Here is a 14,925-nt window from a genome sequence, read left to right as displayed (position 1 = left end):
ACGAAATGCAAAAAAGGCGTGCCGGCCCGTCACCTCGACGGCCCTGCACGCCTTGTCGACGCTGCTTACGCTTGCGCCGTCGCGCTGGCCAATTCTTCGAAGCTTACTTCCTTGTCGCTCACTCGGGCCTTGCCGAGCACGAAGTCAACGACGTTGCTTTCCACAACATACGCTTCCATTTCGGCGAGGCGCTGCTGATTCGAATAATACCAGCGGACGACTTCCTTCGGGTCCTCGTAGCTTTTCGCGAATTCGTCGACTTCCGCACGGATCTGTTCCGGCTTGGCTTGCAGGTCGTTGGCCTTGACCAGTTCGGCCAGAACCAGGCCCAGCTTGACGCGGCGTTCAGCTTGTTCCGCGAACATTTCTGCGGGGATAGGAGCATCCGCTGCGTTCGGCACACCGCGTTGTTGCAGATCCTGACGCGCCATTTCCACCAGACGTTGCTGGTCCTGCTCGATCAGCGCCTTCGGCACGTCGAGTTCGGAAATCTTCAGCAGCGCGTCCATGACCTGGTTCTTCACGATCTGCTGCGTGCGGCGCTTGGCTTCACGCTCCAGATTGTCTTTGATCTCACCGCGCATCTTGGTGGTGTCGCCGTCTTCCACGCCTAGCGATTTCGCGAAGTCGGTGTCGATTTCCGGCAGGTGCGCCCATTCGATCTTCTTCATCGTGATGGTGAACTGAGCCGTTTTGCCGGCCACGTCCTTGCCGTGATAGTCGTCAGGGAACTTGAGGTCGAATTCCTTCGACTCGCCGACCTTCAGGCCGAGCGCCGCCGTTTCGAATTCCGGCAACATGCGGCCTTCGCCCAGCACAAACGTGAAGTCTTCAGCGCTGCCGCCTTCGAACAGCACGCCGTCGAGCTTGCCGACGAAGTCCATCGTCACGCGGTCGCCGTCTTTAGCGGCCGTATCCGTACCGCCGTCACCGTGCTCGCCGCCTTCGCCACGCGCGTGGAAGTGCACGCGCTGCTTGCGCAGGATTTCCAGCGTGCGGTCGATTTCCGCTTCCGAAATGGTCGTGACTGTGCGTTCGATTTCAGCCGTTGCCACGTCGCCGACCTTGACTTCCGGGTACACCTCGAAAGTCGCGTCGAACGCGTAATCGCTTGCTTCGGCCGCTACTTCGCCGCCCTTGGGCGCAAAGCTCGGCTGGCCAGCCACACGCAGGTTTTCGGTGCGCGTGACGTCGAAGAATTCCTTGCCTACCTTGTCGCTCAGCACTTCGGCTTCAACCTGGCCCTGGTACTGCTGCGTCACCATCTTGAGCGGTACCTTGCCCGGGCGGAAACCCGGCATGCGCACGTTTTTCGCCAACTGACGGATACGCGAATCCACTTCCTTTTGCACCGTATCTTTCGGCAGGGAAATCGTCACACGGCGTTCGAGCTTGCCGAGGTTTTCAACAACGTTAGCCATGGCTTCTATCGTCCTAGAGTAAATCGAGTATTCGGGTTCGTGTGTCTGGTCAGTTCTGGTTCGATCTCGCGCCACGATAGGCGCACGGCACCTCGCGGTTCCTGAACAATGCAAGCAGCCTGACTGAGCCTATTGCTTAAGCTCAATACCGTAGATCCGCCAAGCCGTGACAGGAAGCCGTACGCGCCGGTTTGAGTCAACCGAGCCAAACATTTTACCAAACTATTTGCAAGGGTCGTGGCGGATGAGGGTCTGCTTCGCCAAATACCCGCAAATTTGGCTCGTTTTCGCGATTTTGATGCGGGTTTTTACGGTCCACGGTCACCATGACGCCATTCCGGCTCCATCCCGGCCGACGCATTTGCGAACGCGCGTGCGGGCCGTTCGCGGCCCATTGCAGCGCGTGGGTTGCATTGCCTGCGCGCATCGAAAGCATGCCGTACATGCATAAGGTTTGATTAATTCGGGCCGTGTCGCTAGATTTCAAGCAAATTCATAACTCGAGACATCATGCCGAACACCCAGCCCGCCGTTTTTTCTGCCTCTTCCCCTCCCCCCGTTGTAGTCATTGCGCCGGATTCCTTCAAGGGTTCGCTCAGCGCGGAACAGGTCGCGGACGCCATTGCCAACGGTATTCGGCGCGCGCGCAGCGACGCGATCATCCGCATCGTGCCGATGGCCGACGGCGGCGAAGGCACGCTCGACGCCATGCTCGCGGCGGGCGGCGAGCGGCGCGTTATCGACGTGCGGGGCGCGGCGTCCGAGCGGCGCGGTGCGGCAACGGGTTTGCTGGCGGACGGCAGCGCGATCGTGGAAACAGCGGAAGTCGTGGGAATCACGGACCCCGACGGCATGGCCGTGCCGGTCACCGAGCGCAGCACGCTCGGCATGGGCGAAGCGATCCGCACGCTGCTCGATCTCGGCGTGCGCAAGTTCTACGTTGCACTGGGCGGCAGCAGCACGAACGACGGCGGTGCGGGTCTTCTGGTCGGCCTGGGCCTGAAACTCTTCGATGCAGACGGCAAACCGCTCGACCCGGTTCCTTCGCAGCTTTCGCGAATCGCGCGCATCGACGCGACTGGGCTCGATCCGCGCGTCCGTGACGCCGAATTCACGGGTATGTCCGACGTGGACAATCCGCTCACCGGCGAGCACGGTGCAACGGCGATTTTCGGGCCGCAAAAGGGCGTGACGCCAGATCAGATCGCCACGATCGATGCAGCGCTTGGCCATTTCGCCGATCTGCTCGAGCCGGCGCTGCAACGTAGCGGACGCGATAAACCCGGTGCTGGAGCAGCGGGCGGTCTCGGTTTTGCGCTACATATGCTGGGCGCTGGTTTCGAGGCCGGCGCGGAAGTGGTCGCACGAGAAGTGGGGCTGGATGCGGCGCTCGATGGCGCGAACTGGCTGATCACGGGCGAAGGACGCTCGGACGTCCAGACGCTGCATGGCAAGGCGCCATTTATCGCGTGTCAGCACGCTCGTGCGCATGGCGTGGAAGCGTCGTTGCTATCCGGCGCAATTGATCCGGCTGCGCTGCCGCGGTTGTCCGAGCATTTCAGCGGCTGTTTTTCTCCCGCACCCGGCCCGATCACGCTGGAGGTCGCGATCCGCGACGCTGCAACGCTGCTGGCGAACGAAGCCGAACAACTTGCACGCTTGAAGTTCGGTTCACGATAAGTTCGCCAGGCAGTGATCAGACGGCCAGCGAGACGCCAGCTGTCTGATCACTCACTCGCTCATCGCGAACGGGCAACTTTGCCGGGATTGAACAGCAAACCGTCCGATATCCACACGATCAGCATCGTCAGACCCATCATTGGGAAAACGATGCCAAGCGCAATCAGACCACCGACCCATGCGCGCATTGGCGGATTGAGCACCGGTCTGGACGGTGCGCCGATCGCCCTGCCCGGCTTGCGTTTGCGCCACATCACGAAGCCGCTGATCGACATAGCCGCCAGTCCGAGCGAGATCAGCGACGCGAGAATCTGGTTCGCCACGCCGAAATAGCGGCCCATGTGCAGCGACGTGCCGTACGAAATCCACATCGCCACGCGGCCGTAATCGCGATACGCAATGTCCGAGAGAATCTGGCCGCTGTATCGATCAATGTGCAATGTGCGTTCGGCCTGCGGATCCGCGGGAAAGTACGACACCGTGTACACGCCCTCGGCGGTAGTCGGCAACGCGATGTCGTAGCTATCCGTCACGCCCGCTTGCGCTGCAAGTGCCACCACCTTGTCGAGCGGAATCGTGGGGTCTTGAGCATCAGCGGTGCTGTGCGGAACGTGCGTAGCGCCCACTGCCCACGGTGTCTGTGGCAACGGCAGATCGTCCATCTTCATGCCGGCCATCGATGGATCGGCCATGTCCATCGCGGGCTTCGCGGAATGCACATGCGCGCGCCCCCACGCCCCTTGCGGATAACCAAGCTGCGCGGACGTCGCCAACGCCTTGAATTGTTTGCCCCACGTGCTCGACCATGGCAAACCGCTAAGCACGAAAAACAAGGCGCCGAGCGCAAGCCACGCACCGCCGACCGCGTGCAATTCACGCCACCACGCACGGCCTTTCGACGAAGACAATCGCGGCACGAACCGGCCGTCCGCCTGACCCATCTGACCCATCTGCCCCGTCTGACGCGCCTTCGGCCACCATAAGGCAATGCCTGTTCCGATCATCACCAGCGTCCAGCAGCCCGCCAGTTCCATCACGATCTCACCCGTCTTTCCCAACATCAATCCGCGATGCAAATTGCGGATCTGCTTCATCAACCTGTTCTCGATGCTCAGCCTGCCCAGCACCTCGCCCGTGTAGGGATTGAGATAAATGCTTTCACTCGATCCCGATTGCAGCCGGAACACGAACTCAGCGCTGCGGCGTGGATCGGTCTTGATAACAGCAGTGGTCGGCACGGCATCGCGCGGTTCGGCGGCTGTCGCTTTCGCAAGCAAGATTTGCTGGCTTAGACGTGGCGCGGCGCGGGCATCGACGATCATGCGGTCGCGATACAACAGCGGTTCGATCTGCGACTGGAAGCAGTACAGCGTGCCGGTGATCGCGAGCACCAGCAGCAGCGGCATGACAAACAAGCCGGCATAGAAATGCCAGCGCCATAACAACCGATGCCGCGCGTGCGAGCGGGCATCGGAGAGAGAAGCGGATTGCATATGAGGTGTCCTTCTATAAGTTGACTGCAACGACCGTCAAATCCCGATCCGGCCTTCGATATAAACCGTCCGTCCCGCATACGGATGGAACACGTAATAGCGGTGATCAAAGAGGTTATCCACGCCGATGCCGAGCTCGGTTCGCTTGGTGGGACGGAAGGTGAATTTGGCGTCGACGACCGTGTACGTGCTCGTGCCGCCATAGGTATTCGGATTGGTATCGGTATTGGTGAGCGTGTTGTATTCGCGGCCCGAATAGCGCGCCGCAACCGTGACGGCGCTCTGGCTCGTTGCGCGCCAGGTGGCGGCCACGTTCGCGCGCCACAGCGGGATGCGATAGAAGTACTTACCCACCGACGCCGGATTGCCGCTGTTCGCGATGATCTTTGACTGCGTATAGGCCAGCCCCGCCGTGAGGTCCAGGCCGCGAATCAAAACGTCCTGCCCTTCGTAACTCGTCTCGATACCGCGCGAACGCACCTTGTCGATATTCTGAAAATTCGTGATGTTCGGAATCACGGTGGTGTTGGTCTGGCTGAACAACGTGTTTTTCACATCGTCCTGAAACAGCGTGAAGCGATACACGCCGTTACCGTGTTGCCATTCGGCCGTGAGTTCCTTCGATAAATCGTCTTCCGGCTTCAGGTTCGGGTTGTTGTTGACGATCGACAAACCCGTGATCTGTCCTTGAAATAACTCGCCGACGGTCGGAAACCGGAACGCCCTTCCTATCGATGCACGCAGCAACAGGTCTTGCGTGACATCGAAAGCCAGCGAAGCTTTTGGCGACCAGTGGCTCTGGCTGACTTCAGCGTAATTCAGCGAGGTCGCGCCAACCGCCCGCGTGCCGTCGTACGCGTTCCAGTTCTCGTAGCGCGCGCCGTAGGTGAATTTCCAGCGCGGCAAGAACCGCCACGCGTCTTGCGCGTACACGGCTTGTGTCTCGGTACGTCCGCCGAATGCGTTGGCGAATGTTGTCCCACCGCCGTCGCGCCAGGCGGACGTGTTGTAGGTTTCGTTGTCGAGGAAATAGTTATCGTAGTGATAGCCGAAAGACAGCCAGTGCGCGCTTAAGCCGGCAGTAAATGTGGCCGGCGTCCAGGTCGTACGCAGGTCGAGCGTTTTCCAGCCGGTGCCGTCGCCGAATGCAATCGTGCCCGCGCCATTCCCCGGCACGCCTGAATTCGCCGTGCGAGCAATGCTCTGCGTGATATCAAAATACGACGCGATGGCTTCGGCATTCCAGCCGGATGCGTTGCGCGTTTTCAGCGACAGCCCATACAGGAAGTTCTCGCTTGCCCCCTGGCTCGGCGCAAACGTGGCGGCGGGCACGTTGTATTCGTAGCCGCCAATATTCACGAGGCCGCTATAGACCGGATTGCCGGCGGCATCGCGGAGAAATGATTGGGTATCGCTGTTGTATTTCTGATGCCAGTAACCGAGCGTGAAGCCTGCTTGCAAAGTAGGCGTGAGGTCATACGCGAGCTTCAGCTTGAACTGGTCCTGAAACGTCCGTTCAATCCCTTCCGATGTCACGCCCAGCACCGCCGTGCGGTTGTTGTTCTGGTCGTTGTAGAAAACCGCGCCAGTCACCGGGCGATCGGTCGCCTTCGCCGGAATAGCTGATGCCGCCAGCGTCGCGAATTGCAGCGGCTGGCCCGTGTTTTCCAGATGATCGACACCGATCAGCCATGACAGGTTGCCGTTTTTATCGCCAATAGTCGCCGACGAATTCGTGCCGTTGAAACTGCGATTCACGCCGAACAGATTGAAGTGCTGGCTGAACGCCTGGACGTGGGCATCGGCTTCGAATTTGTCCGGCATGCGCGTGGTGATAGCGACCGTCGTGCCGATCGAGTTGCCGGGATACAGCGCCGAATACGGGCCGTAGATTACATCGGTGCGCGCGATATCGTCGGCGAAAACCATCGACCAGCGCGGAGCAAACGTGAACGTATTGCCCAGGAAATTGCTGAGCAGCAGGCCATCGGCGTACACCAGTCCGCGCGCCGTTTGCGAATTGCTCGTGCCGCGCACGGCGATAGGCGAATTCACATCGCCAATAAAACGCTTGCGCACCGCCATGTTCGGCACGTACTTCAGCACGTCTTCGGGCGTGACCACGTTCCAGTAATGCGACTGATCGGCGGTGACTGTTGCGGTCGTGGCAGGAAGGTTCGGATCGAGTGGAGAACGCGCCGATGAACTTGCGGTTCTGGTTACCACTACCGGAGCGAGCTGGATGGCATCGGCATTGGCATTGGCGTCGCTGCGATCGGGCGTAATGTCGGGCGAGCTTTCCGATGTAGTCACGGCAGGGGCGGCAAGCACGAAAGCCGGCGCCAGCAGAGAAAGCGGCAAGCAGGCATAGCGTTGGAATGCGGAACCATGGAACGGATGAAACATGAACGCGCGCGAGCGCACGGCGGCACGGCAACCTGACGGCTGCCGTGCTCGCTTGAGGAGCTTGAGCATCGAAGAAAATCCTGAATAAGTGGACGCAGACCATCCGGCCACACGCGCTTAAACGGCGCGCGTAGCCACGGCAGACAGCCAGGACAGATCCATACGGACGAACTTCAGGAAACGATGGGCGGCGCGCGCGGAGACGCGGCATTGAACGACTTGACGTGGACGACTTGCGCAACCGGCGTTGAGGCCAGGTGCGTGACGCGTTCGACCCGCACCAGAACGGCAGGCGGCGCCGATGCCAGCGGCACGTTGTGCGCGAGCAAACCGCAATACGAACAGGCGTCGAACGAATCGGCGCCGGCCATGTGATGACCGGCTGGTTCGTTGCTTTGAACGGCCGCATCCGGCTTGGAGACAATCGCGGATGAAACGATCTGCGCGAGGGCATCGGCGGAACAGATCGCTGCTTGCGGATCGACACCCTGCTGACGCGATGCCAGCGTCTGGCTAATCACCGGCGCGACAATAGCCAGCCACATGGCTGCGATGCCGAGCCATGCAACGAGGCGATTGCGCGAAGTGCGATTCATCAGGGTAAGTTCAGCCGCGGAGGGGCAAACGAGAACGATTGGCGATTGTAAGCACGTCGTTCGTGCTATGCAATGTGGTTCGGGGGTTTGGGCGGGGTTTCAGGCTATATCCGCGGCGGCGGCGGTTCTGCCAACACGCCTCCGTGTGGATATTGCGCATGGAGACATTGGCCATCGATTCGGTTAGAATGCCGGGCTTGGCGCGACGCACGCATCTGCGTCGCCGGGAAATTCGCTTTCCCGAGGTTGTAAAGCGGAGTCCGTGATGGTTGTACCGCGGGTTGTACCGCGTGGACGCGAAATGGACGCGGTTAGGCATGGATTGCACCTTCCCCGCCTTGCCGAACCCGCTTTAAACTAGCCGCACAAACGCGCGTGAGTGGCGAAATTGGTAGACGCACCAGGTTTAGGTCCTGACGGCAGCAATGTCGTGTCGGTTCGAGTCCGACCTCACGCACCAAACAGCACCCTGCATAAGCCCGTGCCTAAGTCAACAGGCACGGGCTTTTCAGTCTCAATCCCATGCTGGACAAGGCTTCCAAGCTACTGCCTCAGTGCATCGATATGCGCTGTGTGTCGATCCTCGCACTGCTAAGTGCTCACACTCTGCACACGCCATTGCACACGGTTAAATCCGCGCTGCAATGTCCTCCGCCGACTCCCGGTAGTACGTGTTCTGCAGGATGGACAAATCCTTGTGACCGCTGATCTTAGCCAGCGTCATAACGTCTACCTTCCGGGAAAGCCGCGTCAGTGCCTCTGCCCGTGAATCATGGAAGTGCAGCCCCTTGATAAGCATTTGGTCCCGCGCCTTTCTAAAAAGCGCGTCCAGCGACGCAGACGACACCTCGAAACACTTTTCCTTGTGCGCTACCGGTCGGAGCAGCCGTGCGGACTTCCTCGTGAGCGGGACAATCCGTGGCCTCCCCGTTAAGTGCTGGGTCTTGTGCGCCACCGTCGCTATACGCTTGTTCAAGTCTAGGTTAGCCCTGCCCAGGCTCAGAATCTCCCCTGCTCGCATTCCAGACCGCAGGCCGACAAGGAACGCTAACGCTACAGCTTGCTGCTTTGTCTGCGGAGCTACGCCAGTCACGTAGCCAAGCCTACGGACGATTAAGCGGACCTCACAAGGCAGCACGCGCCGGTCTCGCGGAACAGGTGCCGGAGGCAGTTTGAAGCCGTCCAAGGGCTTGTGCGCGATCCAATGCCATTCGTTTTTCGCTACTGTAAAGGCATGGCTGAGCCAAGCGATATCCCGTAGAACGGATGCAGCGGACACGCGAGCCACGCTCTGCCCGTCAGGGCCGTAGAAGCCAGCTAATCGCGCGTCTCGCCAAGCTGCGATATCAGGCGTCTTAACATCTGCAAGTTTCTTATCAGCCAGCAACGGGAAGTTACGCAGGAATGCCGCAATACGCAGCTTTTCGGGTCGTGCTCCCTTTTTATTCGGGTAAGTGCAGGCACTTCAATGAGACCTTGCAGCTTGCCAAGGATCGACCCGGAAAACACAGCCTGTACAAACTCGTCACGTACCAGCGTTTCGTTTACCAATGCACTGTGCCCGTCCGTGAGAGTACCCACCCCGACAGGATTAACAAGCGCCTTAGTGATCTCTGACGTTGATCCAAAGCGCTTGGTAGCGTAAGCAGCCGCCTCTTGAGGAAGCTTCAAACCGATGTCGTCTGACCAGTTGAAAATTGCATTGACGATAGCCTTGCGAATGATAGTTGATGCCATAGTTATAAGTATTCCTATGTAATGTTTTGCTGGACGAGGAGAATTCCACGGCTACAGCGTGATCGGTATTGCTATCAGCAGGTTCGGGGATCAGCGGAGAACAGGCTTACATGATCGGATACTGCTATCGGCATGCTCAGTGATCGGCGGCGAGCAGCCTAAGATAAATCCTACTTAACGCCGTAGAACACGGTCCCTGGAATTCGCATATTGTTAGTTCCGTTTGCTGCAGAGTATGCCCACGAAATCGTATCGCCGGATACCGCGAATACCGGTCTACTAACGTCCATGTTAATGAACCCCCAAATTTGCGTGGGCTGGAACTGATACCAGACATCTCCATGCAGGAGGCCAGCATCCGTTAGTGACCCGCTAGCCTGTGTGGTATCTATCGTGTAAGACCCGACGAAGCGACCTAACCTAGACGAGACATCACAGATTAAATTACCTGATGCACTCCATACACGGAGGCCATATGTAGACACTAGACCCGTCCCATATTTGAGTAGTTCATAGCTATATCCCTCACTAGTAAATACCGTAGAACAAAGTCCCGGTAATTTGTTTGTTGTTTGTTCCAGCGCCAACGGACCAAGCCCACGACAGGGTATTACCTGTAAGAGTGAAAATAGGCCGGGATACATCCATATTGATGAACCCCCAAACGAAGGTAGGCTGGAAGTTGTAGAACGCAGAACCGCCAGAGGGAATTACTATAGAACGAGTGGGCAGCGTAGGGTCTATGGGTATGGAACCCGCGACTCGGGCGAGCCTACTAGTAATGTCTACTGTCAAATTACCACTACTGTCCCAGCATTGGAGACCAGCACCCATTAGATTTTCCCTTGTCGAATCATGTCGCTATAGCCCCCCTGTCCACCCATTTTTTGAGCCATACGTTTATCTACGAGTGTCTGTATATGCGGAGCGATTGCCTGAAGATCAGCCATAGTTAAGCCCTGGTTACCAGCACCGAGCGATAGTGAGATGTTGCTGCCCGATCCGCTGCTAGAGCTTGGCGATACAGAACCCACAGCACCGCCCGTAGCGTAGTGGCTCATGGTCCCGCTATTTATTGAGTCCAGCAGGCTTCCGTATTTCTTAGTAGAAGCTGCATTGATAACGTACTCGCCGTTAGAAAGCATCGCGGGGATTGAGTCGCTTGTGCCGCTGCCTGCACCAGTGATTGCACCACCCGTAGCAGCATGCACCGCACCACCACCTGAGAACATGGAAATAGCCGATGTGAATATCTGCTGTTCCGCTGCCTTAAGTGCAATCTTGGCGAAGTCCGCAATGATGGATTCCGTGAAGCTCGCCCAGCTACCTTTACCCGTAGTGATAAATGTTTCAAGCTGCGAGGACATCGTAGAGTAAGCAGAGCTAAACGCAGACCCCATAAGCTGCGCGTTGGTCTGCGCGTTACCCGTGGAAGCGGTCATTGCATTTTTGACTTGCGTGTAATAATCATTTTGCACGGCAAGCTGCTTATCCTGCTGTTGCTGCAACTGCTGAAGCTGATCCGTATAGGCCGTAGCTGCTGCCTGCTTATCCGAGTCATACACACCAAGGGTAATTTGATTAGCGTTATGATTGGCCTCAAGATTTTCCAGCGTTTTGTAGTAATCGCGGACAATAGCGAGCTTGGCGTTAGCTTTAGCTGCATCATCGGAAGTCATGCCTTGAGTTGCGTTGAAGTCGTCGTAGCCCTGCTGCTGCGTTTTAGTCTTGCTATTCTGCTCAGTCGAAAACTTAGCAATAGCATCGGCCTGCTTCTGGTTCGCTGCAATAATTCCCTCAGCGGCCTTAGAAGCTGCAGAGTCCATCTCACCATAAATCTTCTTTACGGTATTGAGATATTCCGTCATGGCTACAGTTTGCTTCTTACCCTTAGCAATGTCCGCTTGCTTCTGCGCGATGGCTGCTTCACCAGCTAACTCCTGCTCCTGATATTGAAGCTGCAGCGCAATGAACGTTTGTGCATCAATCGCACCCGTGGCGTAGGATGCCTTAGCTGCATCGTTCTGCTGTTGATAGACGGCCTTGAGTTGATCGGTCTGTGCATTGAGGGCTTTTATCGCAGCATTGATGCCGTCCTCGTTGGGAGACTTGACGCGCGTCTTTTTCGCATACTGTGCGTTGATCTCAGCGACTCGTTCATAGTGCAGCTTAAGCGCAGCTTGATAGCCAGCAGATGCAGTATCGACATCCTTCGTATCCTCCGCAAACTTTTGGGCTTCCTTGTCGAGCTTGCCCTTTTGCTCAGCCGCAGGCCCTGCGCCCGTAGTGTCGTTAAGGTAGCTATTGAGCCTAACCTGAGCATCCCCGCCTGCTGCACGTTTCTTATCCGCTGCTGCTGCAGCCGTAGCCGCATCCTGTAGTTTCTTCTGAACGGCAAGCTGTGCATTTGCTGCATCAAGCCCCGCCTTCGCCGATGCCGTGTTACCGAATGGCATCATCGCAGCTTGATTATAATTTTCCTGTGCCTTCGCAGCAGCAGCTACTGCGCTGGCGTAATTCTCAGCCTGCGTACTCGCACGGCCGATATTCCCAAGCCAGTTAGCAACGGACTCAAGTTTGATCTTCCATCCCTCATACGAGCCTACAATCAAGCCCATATCTGCGAGCACTGCGGAAGTCATCTCCTTATGATGCGCAGCGATGTCCGCGTAAGCCGCAGCGGTGGCAGCAGCTACATTACCCTCTTTAATGTACCCTTCGATCACATTGACCTGGGCAGCACTAAACTCGTGGTAATGCTCCTGCAATTCCTGCAGCGCTTTAGATGGGTTCGCTGCGAACGCGATCATAGCCTCAGCAGCTTTATCCGCAGCCAAGCCCGTTTGCTGTGCGAAGGCCTGCGCAGCCCGTCCCGCTTCTAACAGCGTGTCTCCGGATACTCTGCCGGAACTGATAAGTGCGGTGAGCGTGGCCGAGGCGTCAGTGATGCTACCGCCCATGCCAGCTAAATCCACAGCCATCTGTTTAAGCTGTCCGCTAGTCATCCCGATGTAATCGTTGGTAGCGCCGGATGCCTTGGTGAGCGCGTTGAATGATTCCGCACCCTTGGCAATCTCGTAAATGACTGCAGCGATGCCAGCCGCAGCAGCGATCAGGGATGCACCCGTGGCACTGAAAAGCAAGTTGATAGCGCCTGTACGCTCCGCGAGCACGCCTAGCGAGCCACCAAACCGGGACCAGTTGCCCGTACCGGCCTCGTGAGCTAGCACCGCAAGCTCCCGCCGTGCTGCGCCCGTGGCGAGGCTAAAACCGTGAGTCTCAGTGGATGCTGAGGCAATCTGCGCCTGCATGCTAGCGAACGTGCTGGAGACCCCGGTAGCTGCTGCACGCTGGGCAAGGATTTCCGCTTGGGTTTTGCCTACCGTTGCCGCTAACCGTTGATATTCCGCAGCAAGCTTATTAGCTGCCCGTGCGTTCAACTCAAACCCGTTCGCAGCAGCTTCCTTCATCGCTGCGTCTACAAGCTGGACACGCTGGGCCATTTGCGCTTGTGCCGCGCTAACAGTAGCCGACCCTGCTTTGATCTTATTAACGCCAGCTTCAAACCCAGTAGCATCTACCGAAACTACGATAGTGCTGTTGTTGTTCGACGTGCTCAATCAGTGAGCCTCAAGGCTAGCGTGCGTGAGCTTACTCGTGATTCTGCCAATCTTCATTTTGTGCCCCTGTGAGGTAAGGTACTGCGATACAGCGGTTTTAATCACGGCGGATACCGTGGCGTCTACTTCTACTGCGAAAGTCCGAATCCGCTTGTGCAAGTCCGGACTAACTTTAGTGCTCAGTACACGTGCCTCCGAGTATGGAGACGCGGGGATAGCTCCCGTATGTCCAGGGGGTCATAAATAGGTAGTCCTAAAGGTAGACTGGTTAAATTTAAAGCTGCTCATGCCGCCATCAATTCTACTGAGCCAAACTTTAGCCGCTCCGCGTGCTGCCCAAGGTCGATAGCCAACGCAGCTAGAGCCTCAGCACGGTTACGCAGGATGACGGGAGGCAGAGATGCACGGGTACGATTAGGAGCGATGCACCGCCATTCGCAGGTAGCGGAGAACGTGCCGTCTATGTAAGCACCGGCCTTAGTAATATGGAATCCGTGAGCCTTGATCGAATCGAACATAGCCAGAATTTTGTTATCAGGCTTGTTATCGTTACGGGCAAGCGTTACATGCAGAACTCGTTTCATTTTTCATTTCCTAGTTAGTTGTTGCTCCATGCGCTACCAAGGAACACTCGTAGGAATGCGCCTTGGTAATCCTTTCGTAGCTGCTATCCGGAATGCAACGAGGAGGCCTTATCCTCCGCCGTCGCTACCGCTCACTACGTCACGACCTGATTAAGGCCGGTAGGCGGGTCCGTTGCTGCTGGAGGCCTACGCACTGGGTTGTTAAAGAGCTTTGCTACTGTAGACCGGAGCGCTGTGTCCGACTACCTGAGGCTGTTTCGCTACGATAGTGTTTTAAAACCACTACGTAGACACCATTTAAAGGGCGGAGACTTCTGCATCTACCGCCCTTTCTTACCACTGGACAGAATGTACTGCGCTTAAAACCACTACGCAAGCTGTATTTTCATTCTTTGGCGTACTGTTTCATTTCCGCTTGGCTGCAGGCCTTGGTGTCTTGTCCGCTGGCTCGCTCCGCGTTACCGTCCCATCCGCGTTTTTCGTCATGTTAAGCACAGGCACCACGTGATACAGATCGACTTCCCCACGCTTAGCTAATGCGTTCGCAGCAAGAACCTGCTCTTCCGTAGTTAGCTCGGTGGGAGCGCCGAGTGAATCTGCTGCAGCCTGCTTAATTAGCGGACGCTTAGTCTCGACGTATCCTACGATTAGGTCCCTAAGCTCCTCGGAAACCTTGACGCCAGCGAACACGCGAAGTATTTGCAGGTCCTTAATAGTCTCCTTTGGGAGCCTTAGTTGGAACGCCTGCATGTTCTCTCGCTGGCTACGGACATTGGAATCGGGATCGTATTTCACAGATAGCTCCTAAGCGTATTGCATCATGCTATCACACACACTACGCAGGACGCGATCCCTATTCGGTAAAACCATGTCCCAAGATCGACAGAGTATGCATGGATACAACCTGTAGCACTCTAAACGTTTTCGCACACCAGATTTTGTGTTCCGGCTTCGTTAGACCATTGAATTGATGGTAATGTTTACCTGCAATGAAAAAGGCCACACCGTAAAAGGTGCAGCCTCTATTTGCATCTCCGGCTGCCCTCTCTGCCAAGTGAAAAGCGGCCGGTTTCCAACTGTACGGGCGCAAGTATAACTATCCAAAAGGTAGTGTCAACGCGCCTGGACGCTTCATAGGGTAACAACTATGTCCATGTTTAATGTACGCATTGAACTGCTTCATCGTGCAGATGGCAACGACTATGAACGACTGCATGCCCGAATGCGAGCACAAGGGTTTGCTACCGCCATCGTCGCAGCAAACGGTAGTCGATATCACTTGCCTCCAGCCGAGTATGTCCACGTAAGCGCGGAAGCGACGCAGCAAGTTCGAGACCGCGCCACGAGAGCCGCGCAAGCGGGACTGCGTGCCGGTTTGCAGTGCAGAG

The 14,925-nt window shown here is 57.0% G+C and carries 10 protein-coding genes and 1 tRNA gene; 2 read left to right on the top strand and 9 right to left on the bottom strand.

Annotated features, from left to right (window positions below; translation table 11 throughout):
- Positions 1-65: 65 nt before the first annotated feature.
- Positions 66-1,421, bottom strand: coding sequence for a trigger factor (tig, locus tag GSQ93_RS09660; protein WP_158935429.1), 1,356 nt, complete (start codon positions 1,419-1,421; stop codon positions 66-68).
- Positions 1,422-1,931: 510 nt separating this feature from the next.
- Here tig and GSQ93_RS09655 point away from each other — a divergent pair.
- On the top strand, positions 1,932-3,101 hold the full coding sequence (locus GSQ93_RS09655; protein ID WP_158935428.1) for a glycerate kinase: 1,170 nt from the start codon (positions 1,932-1,934) through the stop codon (positions 3,099-3,101).
- A 59-nt stretch (positions 3,102-3,160) separates the two neighbouring features.
- Here the strand turns inward: GSQ93_RS09655 and GSQ93_RS09650 are convergent, their stop codons facing one another.
- The 3 genes from GSQ93_RS09650 to GSQ93_RS09640 form a co-directional block, all read right to left on the bottom strand.
- The gene (locus GSQ93_RS09650; protein ID WP_158935427.1) at positions 3,161-4,594 is read right to left on the bottom strand and encodes a PepSY domain-containing protein; all 1,434 of its coding nucleotides are present in this window, start codon (positions 4,592-4,594) and stop codon (positions 3,161-3,163) included.
- Positions 4,595-4,630: 36 nt separating this feature from the next.
- Positions 4,631-7,069, bottom strand: a complete 2,439-nt coding sequence (locus GSQ93_RS09645) for a TonB-dependent receptor (RefSeq protein ID WP_158935426.1) — start codon at positions 7,067-7,069, stop codon at positions 4,631-4,633.
- Positions 7,070-7,173: 104 nt separating this feature from the next.
- On the bottom strand, positions 7,174-7,596 hold the full coding sequence (locus GSQ93_RS09640; protein WP_158935425.1) for a DUF2946 domain-containing protein: 423 nt from the start codon (positions 7,594-7,596) through the stop codon (positions 7,174-7,176).
- A gap of 373 nt (positions 7,597-7,969) precedes the next feature.
- Between GSQ93_RS09640 and GSQ93_RS09635 the strand changes: the two genes are divergently transcribed.
- Positions 7,970-8,056 (top strand) — tRNA-Leu (locus GSQ93_RS09635).
- 168 nt (positions 8,057-8,224) lie between these two features.
- Here GSQ93_RS09635 and GSQ93_RS38045 read toward each other — a convergent pair.
- The 5 genes from GSQ93_RS38045 to GSQ93_RS09610 all read right to left on the bottom strand — a co-directional run bounded on the left by GSQ93_RS38045 (position 8,225) and on the right by GSQ93_RS09610 (position 14,332).
- Positions 8,225-8,689, bottom strand: coding sequence for a tyrosine-type recombinase/integrase (locus tag GSQ93_RS38045; protein WP_301952053.1), 465 nt, complete (start codon positions 8,687-8,689; stop codon positions 8,225-8,227).
- Between the two features lie 224 nt (positions 8,690-8,913).
- Positions 8,914-9,333, bottom strand: coding sequence for a hypothetical protein (locus GSQ93_RS09625; protein WP_158935424.1), 420 nt, complete (start codon positions 9,331-9,333; stop codon positions 8,914-8,916).
- An 833-nt stretch (positions 9,334-10,166) separates the two neighbouring features.
- Positions 10,167-12,953, bottom strand: coding sequence for a phage tail length tape measure family protein (locus GSQ93_RS09620; protein ID WP_158935423.1), 2,787 nt, complete (start codon positions 12,951-12,953; stop codon positions 10,167-10,169).
- Positions 12,954-13,237: 284 nt separating this feature from the next.
- The gene (locus GSQ93_RS09615; protein WP_158935422.1) at positions 13,238-13,537 is read right to left on the bottom strand and encodes a hypothetical protein; all 300 of its coding nucleotides are present in this window, start codon (positions 13,535-13,537) and stop codon (positions 13,238-13,240) included.
- A 405-nt stretch (positions 13,538-13,942) separates the two neighbouring features.
- A complete protein-coding gene (locus GSQ93_RS09610) occupies positions 13,943-14,332 on the bottom strand; it encodes a hypothetical protein (protein ID WP_158935421.1) in 390 nt (129 codons plus the stop codon).
- Positions 14,333-14,925: the final 593 nt, after the last annotated feature.

Source organism: Burkholderia sp. S171 (genome assembly GCF_009766085.1).
Lineage (GTDB): Bacteria > Pseudomonadota > Gammaproteobacteria > Burkholderiales > Burkholderiaceae > Caballeronia.
Note: the sequence above shows the minus strand (reverse complement) of the source record. Positions and strands in the feature narration are given on the sequence as shown.

Bases quoted from the DNA above. Each gene is read 5' to 3' on its own strand.
- tig (WP_158935429.1), bottom strand. From the start codon at position 1,421: ATGGCTAACGTTGTTGAAAACCTCGGCAAGCTCGAACGCCGTGTGACG.
- GSQ93_RS09655 (WP_158935428.1), top strand. From the start codon at position 1,932: ATGCCGAACACCCAGCCCGCCGTTTTTTCTGCCTCTTCCCCTCCCCCC.
- GSQ93_RS09650 (WP_158935427.1), bottom strand. From the start codon at position 4,594: ATGCAATCCGCTTCTCTCTCCGATGCCCGCTCGCACGCGCGGCATCGG.
- GSQ93_RS09645 (WP_158935426.1), bottom strand. From the start codon at position 7,069: ATGCTCAAGCTCCTCAAGCGAGCACGGCAGCCGTCAGGTTGCCGTGCC.
- GSQ93_RS09640 (WP_158935425.1), bottom strand. From the start codon at position 7,596: ATGAATCGCACTTCGCGCAATCGCCTCGTTGCATGGCTCGGCATCGCA.
- GSQ93_RS09625 (WP_158935424.1), bottom strand. From the start codon at position 9,333: ATGGCATCAACTATCATTCGCAAGGCTATCGTCAATGCAATTTTCAAC.
- GSQ93_RS09615 (WP_158935422.1), bottom strand. From the start codon at position 13,537: ATGAAACGAGTTCTGCATGTAACGCTTGCCCGTAACGATAACAAGCCT.